The sequence below is a fragment of the Pantoea sp. PGP6 genome (assembly GCF_053474785.1).
Genome location: NZ_JBQBMA010000001.1, coordinates 3,627,033 through 3,647,641 on the forward strand (window position 1 = coordinate 3,627,033; position 20,609 = coordinate 3,647,641).

Annotated in this window: 14 protein-coding genes and 1 riboswitch; of the genes, 11 read left to right on the top strand and 3 right to left on the bottom strand. The window is 58.0% G+C overall.

The features are described from left to right. Genes leuB through leuD form a run of 3 tightly spaced genes read left to right on the top strand, consistent with a single transcriptional unit; the run spans nucleotide 1 to nucleotide 3,112 of the window. The gene (gene leuB, locus ACLIBF_RS17695) at nucleotides 1-1,092 is read left to right on the top strand and encodes a 3-isopropylmalate dehydrogenase (RefSeq protein ID WP_279810075.1); all 1,092 of its coding nucleotides are present in this window, start codon (nucleotides 1-3) and stop codon (nucleotides 1,090-1,092) included. 4 nt (nucleotides 1,093-1,096) lie between these two features. Beyond that, a complete protein-coding gene (leuC, locus tag ACLIBF_RS17700) occupies nucleotides 1,097-2,503 on the top strand; it encodes a 3-isopropylmalate dehydratase large subunit (protein ID WP_069728436.1) in 1,407 nt (468 codons plus the stop codon). Between the two features lie 3 nt (nucleotides 2,504-2,506). Further along, nucleotides 2,507-3,112 carry a 3-isopropylmalate dehydratase small subunit gene (leuD, locus tag ACLIBF_RS17705; RefSeq protein WP_069728437.1) on the top strand — a complete coding sequence of 202 codons (606 nt, stop codon included), beginning with the start codon at nucleotides 2,507-2,509 and terminating at the stop codon, nucleotides 3,110-3,112. A 253-nt stretch (nucleotides 3,113-3,365) separates the two neighbouring features. Here the strand turns inward: leuD and ACLIBF_RS17710 are convergent, their stop codons facing one another. Next, nucleotides 3,366-4,544: an MFS transporter gene (locus ACLIBF_RS17710; RefSeq protein WP_031375989.1), complete on the bottom strand. Its 1,179-nt coding sequence runs from the start codon at nucleotides 4,542-4,544 to the stop codon at nucleotides 3,366-3,368. A 253-nt stretch (nucleotides 4,545-4,797) separates the two neighbouring features. On the opposite strand from ACLIBF_RS17710, the gene sgrR reads away from it, so the two are divergent. From sgrR to thiQ, 4 genes are all read left to right on the top strand, one after another. Then, the gene (sgrR, locus tag ACLIBF_RS17715; protein WP_046289186.1) at nucleotides 4,798-6,459 is read left to right on the top strand and encodes an HTH-type transcriptional regulator SgrR; all 1,662 of its coding nucleotides are present in this window, start codon (nucleotides 4,798-4,800) and stop codon (nucleotides 6,457-6,459) included. A 35-nt stretch (nucleotides 6,460-6,494) separates the two neighbouring features. After that, nucleotides 6,495-6,597, top strand: a riboswitch (TPP riboswitch). Between the two features lie 45 nt (nucleotides 6,598-6,642). Next, the gene (gene thiB, locus ACLIBF_RS17720) at nucleotides 6,643-7,629 is read left to right on the top strand and encodes a thiamine ABC transporter substrate binding subunit (protein WP_046289185.1); all 987 of its coding nucleotides are present in this window, start codon (nucleotides 6,643-6,645) and stop codon (nucleotides 7,627-7,629) included. Beyond that, entirely contained in the window at nucleotides 7,605-9,215 is a 1,611-nt protein-coding gene (thiP, locus tag ACLIBF_RS17725; RefSeq protein WP_031375990.1) for a thiamine/thiamine pyrophosphate ABC transporter permease ThiP, read from the top strand. The genes thiB and thiP overlap by 25 nt, the downstream gene beginning before the upstream one ends. After that, nucleotides 9,199-9,900 (top strand): thiamine ABC transporter ATP-binding protein ThiQ, encoded by a 702-nt coding sequence (thiQ, locus tag ACLIBF_RS17730; protein WP_069728438.1) that lies wholly within the window; start codon nucleotides 9,199-9,201, stop codon nucleotides 9,898-9,900. Before thiP ends, thiQ begins: the two co-directional genes overlap by 17 nt. Before the next feature lie 7 nt (nucleotides 9,901-9,907). Here the strand turns inward: thiQ and ACLIBF_RS17735 are convergent, their stop codons facing one another. Further along, nucleotides 9,908-10,672 (bottom strand): DedA family protein, encoded by a 765-nt coding sequence (locus tag ACLIBF_RS17735; protein WP_031375992.1) that lies wholly within the window; start codon nucleotides 10,670-10,672, stop codon nucleotides 9,908-9,910. A gap of 171 nt (nucleotides 10,673-10,843) precedes the next feature. Between ACLIBF_RS17735 and polB the strand changes: the two genes are divergently transcribed. From polB to rluA, 3 genes are all read left to right on the top strand, one after another. Further along, complete coding sequence (polB, locus tag ACLIBF_RS17740; RefSeq protein WP_159222716.1) at nucleotides 10,844-13,204, top strand: DNA polymerase II; 2,361 nt, start codon at nucleotides 10,844-10,846, stop codon at nucleotides 13,202-13,204. A gap of 156 nt (nucleotides 13,205-13,360) precedes the next feature. After that, nucleotides 13,361-16,267 (top strand): RNA polymerase-associated protein RapA, encoded by a 2,907-nt coding sequence (rapA, locus tag ACLIBF_RS17745; protein ID WP_031375994.1) that lies wholly within the window; start codon nucleotides 13,361-13,363, stop codon nucleotides 16,265-16,267. A 222-nt stretch (nucleotides 16,268-16,489) separates the two neighbouring features. Beyond that, nucleotides 16,490-17,143: a bifunctional tRNA pseudouridine(32) synthase/23S rRNA pseudouridine(746) synthase RluA gene (gene rluA, locus ACLIBF_RS17750; RefSeq protein ID WP_031375995.1), complete on the top strand. Its 654-nt coding sequence runs from the start codon at nucleotides 16,490-16,492 to the stop codon at nucleotides 17,141-17,143. A gap of 62 nt (nucleotides 17,144-17,205) precedes the next feature. Here the strand turns inward: rluA and djlA are convergent, their stop codons facing one another. Further along, entirely contained in the window at nucleotides 17,206-18,015 is an 810-nt protein-coding gene (djlA, locus tag ACLIBF_RS17755; RefSeq protein ID WP_279810078.1) for a co-chaperone DjlA, read from the bottom strand. A 182-nt stretch (nucleotides 18,016-18,197) separates the two neighbouring features. On the opposite strand from djlA, the gene lptD reads away from it, so the two are divergent. Next, entirely contained in the window at nucleotides 18,198-20,570 is a 2,373-nt protein-coding gene (gene lptD / locus ACLIBF_RS17760; RefSeq protein ID WP_046289184.1) for an LPS assembly protein LptD, read from the top strand. Nucleotides 20,571-20,609 lie beyond the last annotated feature (39 nt).

Sequence of the window (20,609 nt, forward strand, 5' to 3'; positions counted from 1 at the left end):
ATGTCCAGCTCTTCCCATATTGCAGTTTTATCGGGTGACGGTATCGGCCCGGAAGTGATGGCGCAGGCAATGAAGGTGTTAGATGCGATTCGTCATCGCTTCGACATGCGCATCACTACCAGCGAATACGCGGTTGGAGGCATCGCCATCGATCAACACGGCGAGCCGTTACCGCCAGCTACCGTGGCAGGCTGTGAGCAGGCCGATGCTATTCTGTTCGGTTCGGTTGGCGGGCCAAAGTGGGAACACTTACCGCCGGCGTCTCAGCCTGAGCGCGGGGCGCTGTTGCCGTTGCGTAAACACTTCCGTCTGTTCAGCAATCTGCGTCCGGCTGCACTCTACAGTGGACTGGAAGCTTTTTGCCCGCTGCGCAGCGACATCGCCGCCCGCGGCTTCGACATTCTGTGCGTACGTGAACTGACTGGCGGCATCTACTTCGGCCAGCCGAAAGGCCGCGAAGGCAGCGGTCCGCACGAGCGGGCACTCGATACCGAGGTTTACCACCGTTTCGAAATCGAACGCATCGCCCGCATCGCGTTTGAGTCGGCGCGCAAACGTCGTCATAAAGTGACCTCAATCGATAAAGCCAACGTGTTGCAGACCTCGGTAATGTGGCGCGAGATCGTCAACGAGATTGCTAAAGATTATCCGGATGTACAGCTGAGCCACATGTATATCGACAATGCCACCATGCAGTTGATCAAAGATCCGTCGCAGTTTGACGTGCTGCTCTGCTCTAACCTGTTCGGTGACATTCTCTCTGATGAGTGCGCCATGATCACTGGCTCAATGGGCATGCTGCCTTCCGCCAGCCTGAATGAAGAGGGTTTTGGTCTGTTTGAACCGGCCGGTGGCTCTGCGCCAGACATTGCGGGCCAGAACATCGCCAACCCGGTGGCGCAGATCCTGTCACTGGCGTTGCTGTTACGTTACAGCCTGAATGCCGATGACGCCGCCGACAGCATTGAGCGCGCCATCAGCCGGGCGCTGGAAGAGGGCTACCGCACCAAAGATTTAGCCGGCGACGGCCCTGCGGTCAGCACCGATGAGATGGGCAGCATCATTGCCCGCTTTATCGCCGAGGAAAAATAAAATAATGAAAACCTTATACCAGAAGTTATTTGATGCACATGTCGTCCACGAAGCGCCAGATGAAACGCCATTACTCTACATCGATCGTCATCTGATCCATGAAGTGACCTCGCCACAGGCGTTTGATGGCCTGCGCGCGCACGGACGTAAAGTCCGTCAGCCTGAAAAAACCTTCGCCACCATGGATCACAACGTCTCAACCCAGACCAAAGATATCAACGCATCGGGTGAGATGGCGCGTATTCAGATGCAGGAGCTGATGAAAAACTGCGCCGAGTTTGGCGTCCAGCTGTATGACCTGAATCACCCGTTCCAGGGCATCGTTCACGTTATCGGTCCTGAGCAGGGTATGACCCTGCCGGGCATGACCATCGTCTGCGGCGACTCGCACACCGCCACACACGGCGCGTTTGGCTCGCTGGCCTTTGGTATCGGCACCTCAGAAGTCGAGCATGTGTTTGCCACCCAGACGCTGAAACAGGGTCGGGCGAAAACCATGAAGATTGAAGTGCTGGGCGAAGCCGCGACCGGCATCACCGCCAAAGATATCGTGCTGGCGATCATCGGCAAAACCGGCAGCGCGGGCGGTACCGGTTACGTAGTGGAGTTCTGCGGTCCGGCGATTGAAGCGCTGAGCATGGAAGGCCGTATGACCCTGTGCAATATGGCAATTGAGATGGGAGCGAAAGCGGGCCTGGTCGCGCCGGATGAGACCACATTCAACTACCTGAAAGGCCGTCAGTTCTCGCCAAAGGGTGAGAAATGGGAACAGGCTGTGGCCTACTGGCGTACCCTGAAGTCAGATGAAGGCGCGAAATTTGATGCAGTCGTCACTCTGCACGCAGAAGAGATCGCTCCTCAGGTCACCTGGGGTACCAATCCGGGCCAGGTGATTGCCGTCGATCAGGTGATCCCGAATCCCGCCTCGTTCGCCGATCCGGTCGAGCGTGCTTCAGCGGAGAAAGCGCTGGCCTACATGAATCTGCAACCGGGCATTAAACTGACCGATGTGGCGATTGATAAGGTGTTTATCGGCTCCTGCACCAACTCACGCATTGAGGATCTGCGCGCTGCCGCCGCCATCGCCAAAGGCCGCAAAGTCGCGCCTGGCGTGATTGCCATGGTGGTGCCAGGTTCCGGTCCGGTCAAAGCTCAGGCTGAAGCCGAAGGTCTGGATAAAATCTTCCTCGACGCTGGCTTTGAATGGCGTCTGCCCGGCTGTTCAATGTGTCTGGCGATGAATAATGACCGTCTGAACCCAGGCGAGCGTTGCGCCTCAACCAGCAACCGTAATTTTGAAGGTCGTCAGGGCCGCGGTGGCCGGACCCATTTAGTCAGCCCGGCGATGGCCGCCGCCGCCGCCGTTTCCGGCCATTTTGCCGATATCCGTCAACTGACGACAGGAGCTTAACCGATGGCGAATAAATTCACCCAGCACACCGGTATTGTTGCGCCACTGGATGCGGCTAACGTCGATACCGATGCCATTATTCCTAAGCAGTTTTTGCAGAAAGTAACCCGCACCGGTTTCGGCCAGCACCTGTTCCACGACTGGCGTTTTGAAGATGATGCCGGCACCGTACCGACGCCCGGTTTTGTGCTCAACAAGCCCGAGTTCAAAGGCACCAGCATCCTGCTGGCGCGTGAAAACTTCGGCTGCGGCTCATCACGTGAGCATGCGCCCTGGGCGCTGACCGATTTCGGTTTCCACGTGGTGATTGCGCCGAGCTTCGCGGACATTTTTTACGGCAACAGCTTCAATAACCAGCTGTTGCCGGTGAAATTAAGCGAACAGGAAGTGGATGAGATGTTTAAACTGGTGGCGGCGCAACCCGGCATTCGCTTTACGGTCGATCTGGAAGCTCAGACGGTCACTGCGGGTGATAAAGTCTATCCGTTCGAACTCGACAGCTTCCGCCGCCACTGCATGATTAACGGCCTCGACAGTATTGGCCTGACGCTGCAACACGAAGCGTCGATCTCGCAATATGAGCAGAACCAGCCCGCCTTCCTGCGCTGATTGAGTCAAAGCAGGGCGACATCGGGTCGCCCTGCTGTTACTGACAACCTCTGCTCTGCCCCAGTGGTTAGACCGAGCCTGCGAAGGGAACACGGTCAGATCGGAAAGTCGCGTAAACCATCCCTGACCGCTCGTCCCGCGCCTTCCTCCTTTGCCGGTGTTCTCTGCGAATAGAGCTTGTCAGCTGCGGTCCGGTTCACCCGGATTTGGGTTTATCAGCACAATGAGGGCGGCATCCTGTCGCCCTTCTTCTTTATACGTTGCGTACCCGCGCTGACATAATAAAAGCCGCTATCGCCAGCACAAATGCCAGCCAGTAGACCGCTTCATGTCCCAGCCGCTCACTTAACGTTCCCTGAATAACCCCAGCCAGAATCATGCCGGTCGAGATCGAGTTGGTGAACATCGTTGTCGCGGCACCTGGCCGCCCCGGCATTAAATCCTGGAACCACAACATTCCGATGCCAGCGATAATCCCGACAAACACCGCATTAAACAGCTGTAAAACCATCAGTGAGGTGCGCGAGTTGAACAGCACCAGCCCGAGATAAAACAGCACTCCTGCCGCCACCGCCAGCAGCATCAGCCGCCGCTTGCCCAGCCTGCGGGCGTAATGCCCGGCCAGCAGCATCACCGGAATCTCCAGCCCGGCCGCGGTCCCCATCAGCAAACCGGCCAGCTTTTCCGGCAATCCCAGCGTGGTACTGATGTAGAGCGGCATGTCGATGATGTACATGGTGTTGCAGGTCCACATGGTCACCGAGGCCAGAAACAGCAGCCGCACATCCCGGTCACGCCAGCCGCTTAACGGCAGACCACCGCTTTGCAGCAGCGGCTCAGCACGCGGCACCGACGGCAGGGTAAACCATACCAGTACGATGCAGATCAGGAACAGCGCCGCCGCCACCATAAACAGCGTCACGAAACCGTAGTTCAGCGCCAGGGCGAACGACAGCGGCGGTCCGATCACCCACGCCAGCGACAGCTGCGCACGCATCACCGAACTGAACATCACCGCTTCCCGCGCCGACTGGTCAGCATATTCACGCGCCAGCGCGAACAGCTGCGGCATCGACACGCTGGCTAAGGCAGACAATAGCACCCCGAGGGTAATCAGCGTCAGATAATGACGGGTAAAGGCAAACAGCAGCGCATTGACCAGCGCCATCAGGCAGCAGAACAGAATGATGTTGCGGCGATCGCCGACGCTGTCCGATCGCTTTGCCACCAGCATGCTTACCACAATACCGGCCACCGCATTGATAGTGAAAAAAAGCCCGACCCAGAATGGGCGGGCCTGCACCTCACGGGTCAGAAACAGGCTGAGGGTCGGTGCCTGCAATGCGCCCGCCACACCGAGCATGAACGAGGCGACCATAAAAGCGAGGTAAACCGGATTGATGCGGCGCTGCCGCGTTAACAGCGATTTCATACCGAAATCCCTTACAGGATGAACAGGGGAAGAGAAGAAGGGTAGACGATACCGTGCGGCATGAAAAAAGCCAGCAGAGATCATCTGCTGGCGGTGTAATTGCACCCTACTCAGAAAAGCATCCCGCTGAACAGCGGCATGAGGGTCGAACGCCATTCATAGCTGAATGCCTCCCGCTCTTCCCATAAAGCAAAGTTTGCCCTTAAAATGAGGCAAGAAAAACAGAGCGCTTTTCACCGGGAGTTCCTCTTTTATGTCCTCATCTCGCCTGAAGCAGCAGTTCATACGCCTGTGGCAAAGCTGCCAGGGTCAGACGCAGGAGATCACCCTGAGTGAACTGGCTGACCTGCTGCACTGTTCACGCCGTCATATGCGCAACTTACTCAACCGGATGCAGGCGGCTGGCTGGTTAATCTGGCAGGCCGAAGCCGGACGCGGTAAGCGCTCACAACTCACCTTCTGCTACACCGGACTGGCGCTACAGCAGCAGCGCGCTGAGGATCTGCTGGATCAGGATCGCATCGATCAGCTGGTGCAACTGGTCGGCGATAAGAATCAGGTCAGGCAGATGATTGGTGCTCACCTTGGCCGCAGTTTCCGTCAGGGAAAACACATTCTGCGGGTGCTTTACTACCGCCCGCTGCTGAATCTGCTGCCGGGCTCCGCCCTGCGCCGCTCCGAAACCCATATTGCCCGTCAGATTTTTAATGGCCTGACGCGCATAAATGAGGAAAACGGGGAAATTGAGGCCGATATTGCCCATCACTGGCAGCAGACTTCCCCGCTCCACTGGCGCTTCTTTCTGCGTCCGGCGATTCGCTTTCATCATGGCCGCGAACTGGAGATGGCCGATGTTATCGCCACGCTGGAACGTCAGCGTCAGCAGCCGCTGTTTTCCCATATTCAACAGCTCGACTCGCCCGCTCCGTGGACGCTGGATATCACCTTAAGCCAGCCCGACGACTGGTTACCCTGGTTGCTGGCCAGCGTCAGCGCGATGATCCTGCCACGCGAATGGCCCACGCAGCCTGACTTTGCCCGCCAGCCGATCGGCACCGGTCCTTACAGCGTGATCCGTAATCAGGAAAGTCAGCTGAAGATAGAAGCCTTTGATGATTACTTTGGCTTTCGCGCGCTGATTGATGACGTCTCTATCTGGGTATTGCCGGATATCAGCGATGAGCTGGTCTACGCGGGCGTGCGCCTGCAGGGCGACGGCGCGGATGAGATTCAGGAAGAGAGCCGGCTGGAAGAAGGCTGCTACTATTTGTTGTTCGATCAGCGTTCGGAAAAAGGCCGTGACGAGGCGATACGGCGCTGGGTCAGCTATCTGTTTAATCCTATCGCCCTGCTCAACCACGCCGGCGTCGGCTATCAGCGCTACTGGTTTCCGGCGTATGGTCTGCTGCCGCGCTGGCATCACCGCCGCGATCTGGCCCCGGTCGAAAAGCCGCCCGGCCTGACTCATCTGACGCTCACCTGGTACAGCCAGCACGTTGAGCACGAAGGGATCGCTAATGCATTACGTCCGCTGCTGGCGCAGCACGGCGTCACGCTGGAGACGCGCGAGGTCAGTTACGAATGCTGGCATCAGGGCGACGCCGACAGCGACATCTGGCTCGGCAGCGTGAACTTCACACTGCCATTGGCCTGGTCGCTGTTCGCCCAGCTGTATGAGGTCCCGCTGCTGCATCACTGCCTGCCGATCGACTGGCACGCTGATGCCGCCCGCTGGCGTGAAAAAACGCTGCCGCTGGCCGAATGGAGCAAGCGGTTAGTGGAAGAGGCCGGTCTGCATCCGCTGTTCCATCACTGGCTGCTGCTTGAAGGTCAGCGCAGCATGCGCGGCGTGCGGATGAATACCCTCGGCTGGTTCGATTTTAAATCTGCCTGGTTTGCGCCGCCCGCGCTGTAACGCTTTCGCGCTGACGCTGAAATGACTAGAATGTGACGTTCTCAACGGGGTGCCGCCTGCTGACCGCAAACGGCTGAGAGAGACCCGTCGAACCTGATTCGGTTAATACCGACGTAGGGATTTGAGAGACCTGCTGCTCAGATCCTTTGCGACTCATCCCCTATTCTCCTGAAGGAGCGCAAAGTGTTTAACAAAGTTCTGCCACTGCTGCTGTTACTTTCCACCCCGGTACTGGCTGCCAAACCGGTTCTGACGGTTTACACCTACGACTCCTTCTCCGCTGACTGGGGCCCCGGTCCGGCGGTCAAAAAAGCCTTTGAAGCCCAGTGCGATTGCGAACTGAAATTTGTCACGCTGGAAGATGGCGTGTCGCTGCTGAATCGCGTGCGAATGGAAGGCAAAAACAGCAAAGCGGATGTGGTGCTGGGACTGGATAACAATCTGGTGCAGGCGGCGCAAAAAACCGGTCTGTTTGCCGCCAGCAAGGTTGATACCGCACAGCTGACGCTGCCGGGCGGCTGGCACGACAGCACCTTTGTTCCGTTTGATTATGGCTATTTCGCCTTCGTCTATGACAAAACCCGTCTGAAAAATCCGCCGAAAAGCCTGAAAGAGCTGGTAGAGAGCCCGGAAAAATGGCGGGTCATCTATGAAGATCCGCGTACCAGTACTCCGGGATTAGGTCTGCTGCTGTGGATGCAGAAAGTCTATGGCGATCGGGCCCCGCAGGCATGGCAAAAGCTGGCGCAGAAAACCGTGACGGTAACCAAGGGCTGGAGTGAAGCCTACGGTCTGTTCCTGAAAGGCGAAGGCGATCTGGTGCTGAGCTATACCACCTCGCCGGCCTATCACATTATCGAAGAGAAAAAAGAGAACTACGCCGCCGCACCGTTTGCCGAAGGCCACTATCTGCAGGTCGAGGTTGCTGCGCAGTTAGCCAGCAGTAAACAGCCGAAACTGGCGCAGCAGTTCATGCAGTTTATGGTCTCGCCGGCGTTCCAGAACACCATCCCGACCGGCAACTGGATGTATCCGGTGATCGATACCACCCTGCCTGCTGGCTTCGCCACGCTGCAGGTGCCCGCCACCGCGCTGCACTATTCGCCGGAAGAGGTAGCCAGCCAGCGCTCTGGCTGGATTAGTCAGTGGCAACGCGCCGTCAGCCGCTAATGCCGCGCTGGCTGATCCCCGGTTCGCTCGCCACGCTGCTGTTAATCAGCGTGGCGCTGTTCGCCTTTATCTCACTGTGGAATGCCGCGCCGGTCACCGACTGGCGTAGCGTGCTGCTGGATGAGTACCTGCAGCACGTTGTGGCGTTCTCCTTTGGTCAGGCGCTGCTCTCCGCCCTGCTGTCGCTGCTGCCTGCGGTGCCGCTGGCGCGCGCCCTCTATCGCCGCCGCTTTCCCGGCCGTCAGCTGTTGCTGCGTCTGTGCGCCATGACGCTGGTGCTGCCGGTGCTGGTGGCGGTGTTCGGCCTGCTGACGGTTTATGGCCGCGTCGGCTGGCTGGCACAGTTGTGTCAGTGGTTGGGCATCGACTATCACTTCTCGCCCTATGGATTGCAGGGCATTTTGCTGGCGCATGTCTTTTTTAACCTGCCGCTAGCTACGCGCCTGATGCTACAGGCGCTGGAGAGCATACCGGCGGAGCAGCGTCAGCTGGCCGCACAGCTTGATCTGCGCGGCTGGCACCACTTTCGCCTGCTGGAATGGCCGTGGTTGCGTCGTCAGCTGCTGCCGACCGGCGCGCTCATCTTTATGCTCTGCTTCGCCAGCTTCGCCACCGTGCTGTCGCTGGGCGGCGGCCCCCAGGCCACCACCATTGAACTGGCGATCTTTCAGGCACTCAGCTACGACTACGATCCCGGTCGCGCCGCATTGCTGGCGCTGATTCAGCTCAGCTGTTGCCTGACGCTGGTGCTGCTCAGCCAGCGATTCAGTAAAGCGATACCCGCCGGCACCAGCCAGCTGCACGGCTGGCGCGATCCGCAGGATTCGCGTCTGGCCCGGCTAACGGATGGGTTGCTGATTCTGCTGGCGTTACTGCTGCTGCTGCCGCCGCTGGCGGCGGTAGTGGTGGATGGCTTGCACGGCGGACTGCGCGGCGCACTGGCCCAGCCAGCGTTGTGGCAGGCGACCCTGACCTCATTGCGCATCGCGGTCGGTGCCGGCCTGCTGTGCGTGATACTGACGCTGATGCTGCTGTGGAGCAGTCGCGAATTGCGTCTGCGTCAGCGCCCGCTCGCCGCACAGCTGATCGACACCAGCGGCATGCTAATTCTGGCGATGCCCGGCATCGTGCTGGCGACCGGCTTCTTTCTGCTGTTTAACGCCACCGTTGGCCTGCCGGCGTCGGCAGACGGGCTGGTGATCTTCACTAATGCGCTGATCGCCATTCCCTATGCGCTGAAAGTGCTGGAAAACCCGATGCGTGACGTCGCCGAGCGCTACGGCAGGCTATGCGATTCACTGGATATCCACGGCTGGAACCGGCTGCGGTTGATAGAACTGCGTGCGCTGAAACGTCCGCTGGCACAGGCGCTGGCGTTTGCCTGCGTGCTGTCGATCGGTGATTTTGGCGTGGTGGCGCTGTTTGGCAATGCCGACTTCCGCACCCTGCCGTTCTACCTTTATCAACAGATCGGTGCCTATCGCGGTGCCGACGGTGCAGTGACCGCTCTGCTGCTGCTGCTGCTCTGTTTGTTGCTGTTCACCCTGATGGAAAAATTACCGGGCCGCCATGCTGACACTGAATAACCTTACTTACCTTTATCAGCATCTGCCGATGCGCTTCAGCCTGCACGCCGAACGTGGCGAGCGGCTGGCGATCCTCGGGCCAAGCGGTGCCGGAAAAAGTACGCTACTCAGCCTGATCGCCGGTTTTCTGCCGATCCGCCAGGGCACGCTGATGATTGATGGTCAGGATCATAGCCACAGCGTGCCAGCCAGACGGCCGGTATCGATGCTGTTTCAGGAGAACAATCTGTTTCCGCACCTCAGCGTGCAGCAGAACATGGCGCTGGGCTTGCACCCGGGATTGAAGCTCAACGCGGAGCAGCGCCAGCAGCTTGCTGCGCTAGCCGAACAGGTGGGATTAGGCGATCTGCTGGCGCGACTGCCGGGCGAATTGTCGGGGGGCCAGCGTCAGCGGGTGGCGCTGGCACGCTGTCTGCTGCGCGATCGCCCGGTGCTGCTGCTGGATGAGCCCTTTTCGGCGCTGGATCCGGCGCTGCGCAGCGAAATGCTGCAGCTGGTGCGCTCGGTGTGCGAAGCCCGCAGCATCGCGCTGCTGATGGTGTCGCACAGTCTGGAAGATGCGCAACAGATCGCGCCGCGCAGCGTGGTAATTGTTGATGGACGGGTTTACTGGGACGGCGAGACCCGACAGTTGCTGTCGGGCGAGACGCGGGAGGCTGATGTCCTGGGCATCCCGCGCCGCTAACCGGTGATTATTCGAAAAAGACCTGCCACAGCAGATGACGGAAAATCGGCATCATCGGATGGAACTGAATGCCGACCAGGGCGGCGATGGCGATCACCAGCCCCAGCGGTCCCAGCCAGCGCAGTCGTTCCGGCGGCAGCCAGGCGGTCGCCCAATCCTGACTCTTGCCGCTGCGCCACCAGCGCCAGCCTAACCAGCCGCCCAGCCACACCACTATCGCTGCCGTCAGCAGCAGCCACTTAAAGTTACCGCCCTGCGCCGCCTCGGGCACATCGACTGCCACACCAGCCAGAATGCCAGGCAGCAGATAGAGCGGTGGCCACAGCAGGCAGCCAATCAGATTCGGCGGCAGGAATTTACGTACCGGCAATTCCAGCATACCGGCCGCCAGTGGGATCAGCGGGCGCGTCGGGCCGACAAAGCGTCCGACCAGAATGGTAAACATACTGTGCTGATGCAGCGCGTGTTCGGTTTTATCCAGCAGCCCTTTGTACTTTTGCAGATACTTCCAGCGATGCAGCGGTCCCTGAAATTTCCAGCCGATACCGTAAGAGACCCAGTCGCCAATCAGGCAACCGGCAAACCCGGCCGCCCAGGCCGGATAGAGACCAATTTGTCCGCTCCCGACCAGCGCGCCCAGACTCGCCATCAGCACGGTTCCCGGCAGCAACAGCCCGACCAGCGCCAGTGATTCCAGAAAAGTGACCAGCGCAACCGCAAACAGCGCCCACTCCAGCGACTGCGTAAACAGGTGTTGAACCCAGGCTTCCATAAACTTCCTTAGAAAAAGCAGAAGGCTGGATTGTCCTGAGCCAGCCGCACAGCGTCAAGGCAAGAATTGTAGGACAATATTGACAAAAGCCAACCGCGGGAACTGTATAAATATCCATGTTATACTGAGCGGGTTTTATCACCGTTCAAAAATCCTGAGTCTGGAGACGATGTGAATAGGCCCCGCGCAGGTTTTCTGCTTACCCGCCACTGGCGCGACACCCCGCAAGGCAGTGAAATTGTTCTCTGGCTCGCCACCGATCAGGGTGCCCAGCGCGTGGTGCTGCCGGCTCAGGAGTCGGTCGCGTTTATTCCGCGTGAGTTTCAGTCTCAGGTCAGTGAGCTGCTGAAAGATGAACGTCAGCTGCGCATCCAGCCGCTTGAACTGAAAGATTTCCGCCAGCGCCCGGTAGCCGGGATCTACTGCCGGCAGAATCGCCAGCTGCAACGCATCGAAAAGCTGCTGCGCGAACAGGGCATCCCGATCTATGAAGCCGATATCCGCCCGCCCGAGCGCTACCTGATGGAGCGCTTTATTACCGCGCCGGTCTGGTTTGACGGCGAGCCGCAGGGCGACAGCGTGGTAAATGCCCGGCTGAAACCGCATCCCGATTATCGGCCGCCGCTCAAGTGGGTTTCGCTGGACATTGAAACCACCCAACATGGCGAGCTTTACTGCATCGGGCTGGAGGGTTGCGGCCAGCGCCAGGTCTATATGCTGGGTCCGCCCAACGGCGATGCCAGCGCGCTCGATTTTGAGCTGATCTATCTGGAGACGCGTCCGCAGCTGCTTGAGGCGCTGAACCAGTGGTTCGCGCAGCACGACCCCGATGTGATCATTGGCTGGAACGTGGTGCAGTTTGATCTGCGGGTATTGCAGAAACATGCCGATCGCTACGCTATTCCGCTGCGTCTGGGCCGTCAGCAGACGACGCTGGAGTGGCGTGAGCACGGCTTTAAGCCCGGCATATTTTTCGCCCAACTCAGCGGCCGGCTGATCATTGACGGCATCGATGCGCTGAAATCCGCCTTCTGGGATTTCCCGTCATTCAGTCTGGAATCGGTGTCGCAGCAACTGTTGGGAGAAGGCAAGGCGATCGATAACCCGTGGCAGCGCATGGAGGAGATCAACTGGCGCTTCGCCAATGATAAACCGGCTCTGGCGCGCTATAACCTGAAAGACTGCGAGCTGGTCACCCGGATTTTCCACAAAACGGCGATTATGCCGTTTCTGCTGGAGCGTGCGGCGGTGAATGGCCTGGCGGTCGATCGTCACGGCGGCTCCGTCGCGGCATTCAGCCATCTCTATATTCCGCGGATGCACCGCAGCGGATTTGTCGCGCCGAACCTCGGCGATGTGGCCCCGGAAGCCAGTCCCGGCGGTTACGTGATGGATTCGCGTCCGGGACTCTACGACTCGGTGCTGGTGCTGGATTACAAAAGCCTCTATCCGTCGATTATCCGTACCTTTCTGATCGATCCGGTTGGCCTGGTGGAAGGGCTGGCGCATCCTGACGATGCTGATTCGGTGGCCGGCTTTCGCGAAGCGCGCTTTTCCCGTCATACCCACTGCCTGCCCGCCATCGTTGAGCAGATCTGGCTGGGCCGCGAAGCCGCCAAACAGCAGGGCAACCAGCCGCTGTCGCAGGCGCTGAAGATTATCATGAACGCCTTTTATGGCGTGCTCGGCACCAGCGCCTGCCGCTTTTTCGATCCACGGCTCGCCTCTTCGATTACCCTGCGTGGCCATGCCATTATGCAGCAGACCCGCACGCTGATTGAGGAAGAAGGCTACGATGTGATTTACGGCGATACTGACTCGACCTTCGTCTGGCTGAAATCCGCCCACAGCGAGCAGGACGCCGCCGCGATTGGTCAGCAGCTGACGCAAAAAGTAAACGCCTGGTGGCGTGACCATCTGCAGCAGACTCAGGGGCTGACCAGCGCACTGGAGCTGGAGTATGAAAATCACTTCTGCCGTTTCCTGATGCCCACCATCCGTGGCGCCGAACAGGGCAGTAAAAAACGCTATGCCGGACTGATCCGCGAAGCGGCGGGCGAACGTATGGTGTTTAAGGGACTGGAATCCGTTCGCACCGACTGGACGCCGCTGGCACAGCAGTTTCAGCAGCAGCTCTACAGCCGTATTTTTCGCCGTGAGCCGTGGCAGGACTATATTCGCACCACCGTAGCGCAGCTGCTGGCCGGCGAACTCGACGATCAGCTGATTTATAAGAAACGTCTGCGCCGTCCGCTGATAGAGTATGAACGAAATGTGCCGCCGCACGTGCGCGCCGCCCGGCTGGCGGATGAGCAGAATCGCAAATTAAACCGGCCGCTGCAGTACCAGAAGGGGGGCCGGATTCGTTACGTGATGGCGACGGCTGGCCCGGAGCCGCTGGAGGCTCGCACCACGCCGCTGGATTATGATCACTACGTCAGTAAGCAGTTACAACCGGTTGCCGACGGCATTTTACCCTTCGTCGGAGGGGATTTTGCTACACTGATTACCGGGCAGTTGGGTCTTTTTTGACAGGTGACGAATGCCCTGCCATCCAGTACCATAGCGCCCTTCCTGAAACTCACCGCGCTAAGAGAGACTCTCCAGACCTTTTCGTTTGGATGAAATGCTATTGCCTGAGTATCCGGGAACACCTTCAAAAACGTTAAAAATTCGAGCTAAAAATATATGGTTTTTACATTAGGTCAGCGCTGGATTAGTGATACGGAAAGTGAACTGGGACTGGGCACGGTGGTGGCGGTCGATACCCGCATGATCACCCTGCTGTTCCCGGCCACCGGGGAAAACCGCCTCTACGCCCGCAACGATTCGCCTGTTACCCGCGTCATCTTCAATCCGGGTGACACCATCACCAGTCATGAAGGCTGGCAGATGCGCGTCGATGAAGTACGCAACGAAAATGACCTGATGACCTATATCGGCACGCGTCTTGATACCGATGAAAGCGACGTGATGCTGCGCGAAGTGATGCTCGACAGCAAGCTGGTCTTCAGCAAGCCGCAGGATCGCCTGTTTGCCGGCCAGCTCGACCGGATGGATCGTTTCGCCCTGCGTTTCCGCGCCCGCAAATACCAGAGTGAGCAATATCGTCTGCCGATCAGCGGCTTGCGCGGTATGCGCACCAACCTGATCCCGCATCAGCTGCATATCGCCCATGATGTGGGCCGTCGCCACGCGCCACGCGTGCTGCTGGCGGATGAAGTCGGTCTCGGGAAAACCATTGAAGCCGGGATGATCATTCAGCAGCAGCTGCTGGCTGGACGTGCCGACCGCGTGTTAATCGTGGTGCCGGAGACCCTGCAGCATCAGTGGCTGGTCGAGATGCTGCGCCGTTTCAACCTGCGTTTCGCGCTGTTTGATGACGATCGCTATACCGAAGCCCAGCACGACAGCGATAACCCGTTTGAAACCGAACAGTTAATTATCTGTTCACTCGACTTTGTGCGCCGTAACAAGCAGCGTCTTGAGCTGCTGGCCGATGCCGAGTGGGATCTGCTGGTGGTGGATGAAGCGCATCATCTGGCGTGGTCAGAAGGCCAGCCGAGCCGTGAATATCAGGTGATTGAACAGCTGGCGGAAAAAACCGCCGGGGTACTGCTGCTGACCGCGACCCCGGAACAGCTGGGCATGGAGAGTCACTTCGCCCGCCTGCGCCTGCTCGATCCTAACCGCTTCCACGACTTTGCCGCTTTTGTTGAAGAACAGCAGCATTTCCGCCCGATCGCCGATGCGGTGACCTCGCTGCTGGCTGACCAGCCCATCTCACAGGATGAGATGAACCGGATTAACGATCTGGTCGGCGAGCAGGACATTGAACCGCTGCTGCAGGTTGCTAACAGCGATCGCGACGGCAAGCAGGACGCGCGCCAGGAACTGATTTCAATGCTGATGGATCGCCACGGCACCAGCCGTGTGCTGTTCCGTAACACCCGTAACGGCGTCAAAGGCTTCCCGAAACGCGAACTGCACCAGATTCGTCTGCCGCTGCCGGCGCAGTATCAGACCGCAATTAAAGTCTCCGGCATTATGGGTGCCCGCAAAAGCGCAGAAGAACGCGCGCGTGACCTGCTCTATCCGGAACAGATTTATCAGGAATTTGAAGGCGACAGCGGCACCTGGTGGAACTTCGATCCGCGCGTGGAGTGGCTGATGGGTTATCTCACCAGCAACCGCAAAGAGAAAGTACTGGTGATCTGCGCCAAAGCCGCCACCGCACTCCAGCTGGAGCAGGTGCTGCGTGAGCGCGAAGGTATCCGGGCGGCGGTGTTCCATGAAGGTCTGTCGATCATTGAACGTGACCGTGCCGCCGCGTGGTTCGCCTCAGAAGAGAACGGCGCTCAGGTGCTGCTCTGCTCGGAGATTGGTTCTGAAGGCCGTAACTTCCAGTTTGCCAGCCGTCTGGTGATGTTTGATCTGCCGTTCAACCCGGATCTGCTGGAGCAGCGTATCGGGCGTCTTGATCGTATCGGTCAGGCGCACGATATCCAGATTCTGGTGCCGTGGCTGGAGAAGACCGCGCAGGCGGTGTTACTGCGCTGGTATCACGAAGGGCTGGATGCGTTTGAACATACCTGCCCGACCGGCCGGACCATTTATGACAGCGTGCATTCACAGCTGATCGACTATCTGGCCGCACCAGAAAACAGTGACGGCTTCGATGCCTTTATCACTGACTGCCGTAAGCAACACGATGCCCTGAAACTGCAGCTGGAACAGGGACGCGATCGCCTGCTGGAGCTGAACTCCAACGGCGGCGACGCTGCTCAGGCGCTGGCTAACGCCATCGGCGAGCAGGACAACGATACCGGTCTGGTGAACTTCGCGCTCAACCTGTTTGATATCGTCGGTATCAATCAGGAAGATCGCAGCGATAACCTGATCGTGCTGACGCCGTCCGATCACATGCTGGTGCCCGATTTTCCCGGCCTGCCGGAAGATGGCTGTACCATCACCTTTAACCGCGACCAGGCGCTGTCACGCGAAGATACCCAGTTCATTACCTGGGAACATCCGCTGATCCGTAACGGTCTCGATCTGATCCTGTCGGGCGACACCGGCAGCAGCGCTATCTCGCTGCTGAAGAACAAGGCGCTACCGGTCGGTACGCTGCTGGTCGAACTGATCTACGTGGTCGAAGCGCAGGCACCGAAGCATTTGCAGCTGACCCGCTTCCTGCCGCCGACGCCCATTCGTCTGCTGCTGGACCGTAACGGCACTAACCTTGCGGGCAAGGTGGAGTTCGAAAGCTTTAACCGTCAGCTGAATGCCGTCAATCGTCACACCGGCAGCAAGCTGGTTAACGCGGTACAGCAGGATGTGCATGCCATTCTGACCCAGGGTGAAGAGAAAGTGGTCAGCGAAGCGCGCGCAGTGATTGATGCTGCCCGTGCCGAGGCGAACGAGAAGCTGGGGGCGGAACTGGCCCGTCTTGACGCGCTGAAAGCGGTTAATCCGAACATCCGTGAGGATGAAATTGAGGCGCTGGAAAGTAACCGTCAGCAGGTGCTGGAAAGTCTCGATCAGGCTAACTGGCGTCTCGACGCGCTGCGCCTGATTGTGGTGACTCACCAGTAAGCTCAGGGGCCGGGATGAATCTGGCCGCAACTGAGAAACTCAGGATGCAGGGAAAGGAAAGCGTCCCGCGCCATAAATGGTGCGGGCCGGGCCTGTCAGGGATGACAGCTTTTGCGCCTTTCCGATCTGCCCGTGTTTCCTGCGCTGGCACGCTATCACAGCTAATCGGGCCAGACTTTGTAAACAATCTCAGCCGCAGGCCCCTTATTTTTGGAAAGAACCATGGAACCCTACAATCCACCGCGTGAACCCTGGCTGCACATTCTCTATCAGGATGCGCACATCATGGTGGTTAACAAACCCAGCGGCCTGCTTTCGGTGCCCGGCCGGCTGGACGAACATAAAGATAGCGTGATGACACGCATCCAGCGTGATTACCCGCAGGCGGAATCGGTGCACCGGCTGGATATGGCCACCAGCGGCGTGATTGTGGTGGCACTGAACAAAGCCGCAGAACGCGAGCTGAAACGGCAGTTTCGTGAGCGTGAACCCGCAAAGACCTATGTGGCCTGCGTCTGGGGCTATCCGGCCGCGGAGAAGGGAGTGGTTGATTTGCCGCTGATTTGTGACTGGCCAAACCGTCCAAAGCAAAAAGTCTGCTTCGAGACCGGCAAAGCCGCGCAGACCGAATATCAGGTGCTGGAGTACCGGGCTGATAACAGCGCACGCGTATCGCTCAAACCGATTACCGGCCGTTCACACCAGCTGCGGGTACACATGCTGGCGCTGGGCCATCCGATTCTGGGCGACAATTTTTATGCTCATCCTGAGGCTAAAGCGATGGCGCCGCGCCTGTTGCTGCACGCCGAGTCACTGACGATTACCCATCCCGCATTCGGTAACGCCATGACCTTCCGTCAGCCCGCCGACTTTTAATCTCAGTCTGACCTTGCGCCCGTGACGTCTGCCCCAGGGCAAAACGTCACGGTAACCTGGATTTATTTAAAGCCTTTTTCTTTGCGGATCAGGTCATAAGCGGCCTGAATTTCCTGCGCTTTCTGCTTGGCCATCTCCATCATCTCCGGCGGCAGGCCTTTCGCCACCAGCTTATCCGGATGGTGTTCACTCATCAATTTACGGTAAGCGCGTTTGATGGTGGTGGCGTCATCGCTGCTCTTCACGCCCAGCACGCTACAGGCATCTTCCAGCGTCGGTCCGCGTCGCGCCTGCTGGAAACCGCCCGCAGAACGCTGGCCGCCGCCAAATTGCTGACCGCCTTCCATCATCCGCAGGAACTGATCGAACTGACCGCGTGAAATTCCCAGCTCTTCCGCAATCACATACAGCACCTGGCGCTCATTAGGATGCAGCGAACCGTCCGCGAAGGCGGCCTGAATCTGAATCTCAAGGAACATCCGAATCAGGTCAAAGCGGCCGAAACAGGCGCTACGCAATTCACGCAGTTTGCTGCGCAGCGGATAATCGGCCTCTTTACCCTCACGAAACGCCCGCTGAGCAGCGGTACGTGACTCCCCGTGCAGCTGCATCCGCTCCATTAATAGCGAGGCAATCTGGATATCCGCTTCGGTGACGCGCCCTTTTGACTTGGTCAGATGGCCCATCACCTGAAAGGTGGTGCTGAAAAACAGCGTCTGTCGGGTTTGATTATTTGAGAAGTAAGCCTTGCCTTGTGCGCCGCGAACTTTGTCAATCATATGGCCAATGATCAAACCGATCACAATACCCCAAAAGCCTGCGCCGGAAAGTAAACCCAGTGCCAGACCCACAACTTTTCCCCAGTAGCGCATAAACTCCTCAATTCGCCATGCTTGCGGCTGAAAATTGCATTATCATACCTGTCATTTATCTCAGCGCCTAACGGCAACGCGGACAGAAAAGGATTAACACTGGCACAACGCCGGGCAGTAAGTTAGTCTCTGACCCGATTGTCGGCATGATGCCAGTTTTCATGGAATTCTCGATACCGCGTATGAAAAAACATATACCTACCCTGCTGGCCACTCTGATCGGCTCAGCCATTAGCCAGCAAGCCTTTGCCGACGATTTAATGTCGCAGTGTATGTTAGGCGTGCCGAGTTATAACCGCCCGCTGGTCAGTGGCGACACTAACCAGCTGCCGGTGACCATTCACTCCGACGCCGCAAAAGGGAATTACCCTAACGATGCGGTCTTCACCGGCAATGTGAATATTGAACAGGGCAACAGCCGGATGCAGGCTGATGAAGTACAACTTCATCAGCGTCAGCAGGAGGGCCAGACTACGCCGGTGCGTACCGTCGATGCCCTCGGTAATGTGCACTACGACGACAATCAGGTCATCCTGAAAGGTCCGAAAGCCTGGTCAAACCTCAACAGCAAAGATACCAACGTCTGGAATGGCGACTACCAGATGGTGGATCGTCAGGGACGCGGTAACGCCGACCAGATGAAGCTGCGCGGCAACAACCGCTACACCATTCTGGAAAACGGCAGCTTTACTTCCTGCCTGCCGGGCTCGAACAGCTGGAGCGTGGTGGGATCGGAAGTGATCCAGGATCGGGAAGAAGAAGTGGCGGAAATCTGGAATGCCCGCTTCAAACTCGGTTCGGTACCGGTGTTCTATAGCCCCTATCTGCAGTTACCGATCGGCGATCGTCGTCGCTCTGGTTTCCTGATCCCGAATGCAAAATATGGCAGCAACAACGGCTTTGAGTTCGTGCTGCCCTATTACTGGAACATTGCGCCTCAGGCCGATGCCACCATTACGCCGCACTACATGAGCAAGCGCGGCATGCAGTTCGAAAACGAATTCCGTTATCTGACGGTGGCAGGCGCGGGCCTGGTCGAATTCGACTATCTGGGCTCGGACAAACAGTACGATAACGACAAAGCGGTGCGTGGCATCTCAGAGAATGACAGCTCCGATCGCTGGTTATTCTACTGGCGTCATGCCGGCGTGTATGACAAAAACTGGCGCTTCAGTGCGGATTACACCAAGGTCAGCGATAAGTACTACTTCAACGATCTCGACTCGAAGTACTACAGTTCAACCGACAACTACGCCACGCAGAAATTCAGCATTGGCTACGCGGAGTCCAACTGGGACGCCACGCTCTCGACTAAAGACTTCCAGGTGTTTGGCGACACCAGCAGCAGCAATGTCTACCGTGCGATGCCGCAGCTGGACCTGAATTTCTATCAGAACGATATCGGTCCGTTTGACGGCCGCATCTATGCCCAGGCGGTGAAATTCACTAACGTCAGCGATCGTTATCCTGAAGCGACCCGTTTGCATGTTGAACCGACGCTTAACCTGCCGCTCTCCAATGGCTGGGCCAGCCTGGATACCGAAGCGAAACTGCTGGCGACCCATTATCAGCAGACTGACGTCGAGTACTACAACAACAATTTCGCGGGCGTGAACGGCAAGAGTGGCGCGCTTGATGAGTCTGTAAACCGCACCCTGCCGCAATTTAAAGTCGATGGCCGGATGGTGTTTGACCGCGACATGAGTTCGGCGGCGGGCTATACCCAGACGCTGGAACCGCGGGTGCAGTACCTCTATATCCCGTATCGCGATCAGAGCAACATCTATCCGTACGACTCGACCCAGCTGCAAACCGACTACACCGGTCTGTTCCGCGACCGCACTTATAGTGGTCTGGATCGCATCGCCTCGGCCAATGAAGTGGCCACCGGTGTGACCTCACGTATTTATGATGCCGATCTGGTTGAACGTTTTAACGTTTCCGTGGGTCAAATCTACTCGTTTACCCCTTCACGCACTGGCGTTAATCAGACCAGTGAAGAAGATGATACCGGCAGCCTGATCTGGGCTGGCGATACATACTGGAAAGTAAGCGATCGTTGGGGCGTTCGGGGTGGGATTCAGTATGATACCAAACTCGATAACGTCTCCCAGGGAAATGCCGTCCTGGAATACCGTCGTGACGCCGATCGTATGGTGCAGCTGAGCTACCGCTACAGCAGCCCGGAATACGTGGCGACCGCACTGAATGACAGTACGCTGGTGAATAACCCGATCTTCAAAAACGGGATTTCTCAGGTCGGCACCACGGCCAGCTGGCCGATCGCGGATGCATGGTCTGTGGTAGGGGCTTACTACTATGATACCCGCAACACGCGTCCGGCATCGCAACTGGTTGGTCTGCAATACAGCTCATGCTGTTACGCGATTCGCCTGGGCTACGAGCGCAAAATTAACGGTTGGGAAAACAACGACAGTAAGTATGACAACCAAATCTCATTCAACATTGAGCTGCGTGGTCTGAGTTCCAACTATGGCTTAGGCACCAACCAAATGCTGCGTCAGGGCATCATTCCTTACCAGCGCGCTTTCTGATGTTGTGATGTTTGACAGGCAATCCCGCAGTGCGGAACC

Excerpts from the sequence above, each read along its gene's own strand:
- leuB (WP_279810075.1), top strand. The coding sequence starts at position 1 with ATGTCCAGCTCTTCCCATATTGCAGTTTTATCGGGTGACGGTATCGGC.
- leuC (WP_069728436.1), top strand. The coding sequence starts at position 1,097 with ATGAAAACCTTATACCAGAAGTTATTTGATGCACATGTCGTCCACGAA.
- leuD (WP_069728437.1), top strand. The coding sequence starts at position 2,507 with ATGGCGAATAAATTCACCCAGCACACCGGTATTGTTGCGCCACTGGAT.
- ACLIBF_RS17710 (WP_031375989.1), bottom strand. The coding sequence starts at position 4,544 with ATGAAATCGCTGTTAACGCGGCAGCGCCGCATCAATCCGGTTTACCTC.
- sgrR (WP_046289186.1), top strand. The coding sequence starts at position 4,798 with ATGTCCTCATCTCGCCTGAAGCAGCAGTTCATACGCCTGTGGCAAAGC.
- thiQ (WP_069728438.1), top strand. The coding sequence starts at position 9,199 with ATGCTGACACTGAATAACCTTACTTACCTTTATCAGCATCTGCCGATG.
- ACLIBF_RS17735 (WP_031375992.1), bottom strand. The coding sequence starts at position 10,672 with ATGGAAGCCTGGGTTCAACACCTGTTTACGCAGTCGCTGGAGTGGGCG.
- rapA (WP_031375994.1), top strand. The coding sequence starts at position 13,361 with ATGGTTTTTACATTAGGTCAGCGCTGGATTAGTGATACGGAAAGTGAA.
- rluA (WP_031375995.1), top strand. The coding sequence starts at position 16,490 with ATGGAACCCTACAATCCACCGCGTGAACCCTGGCTGCACATTCTCTAT.
- djlA (WP_279810078.1), bottom strand. The coding sequence starts at position 18,015 with ATGCGCTACTGGGGAAAAGTTGTGGGTCTGGCACTGGGTTTACTTTCC.
- lptD (WP_046289184.1), top strand. The coding sequence starts at position 18,198 with ATGAAAAAACATATACCTACCCTGCTGGCCACTCTGATCGGCTCAGCC.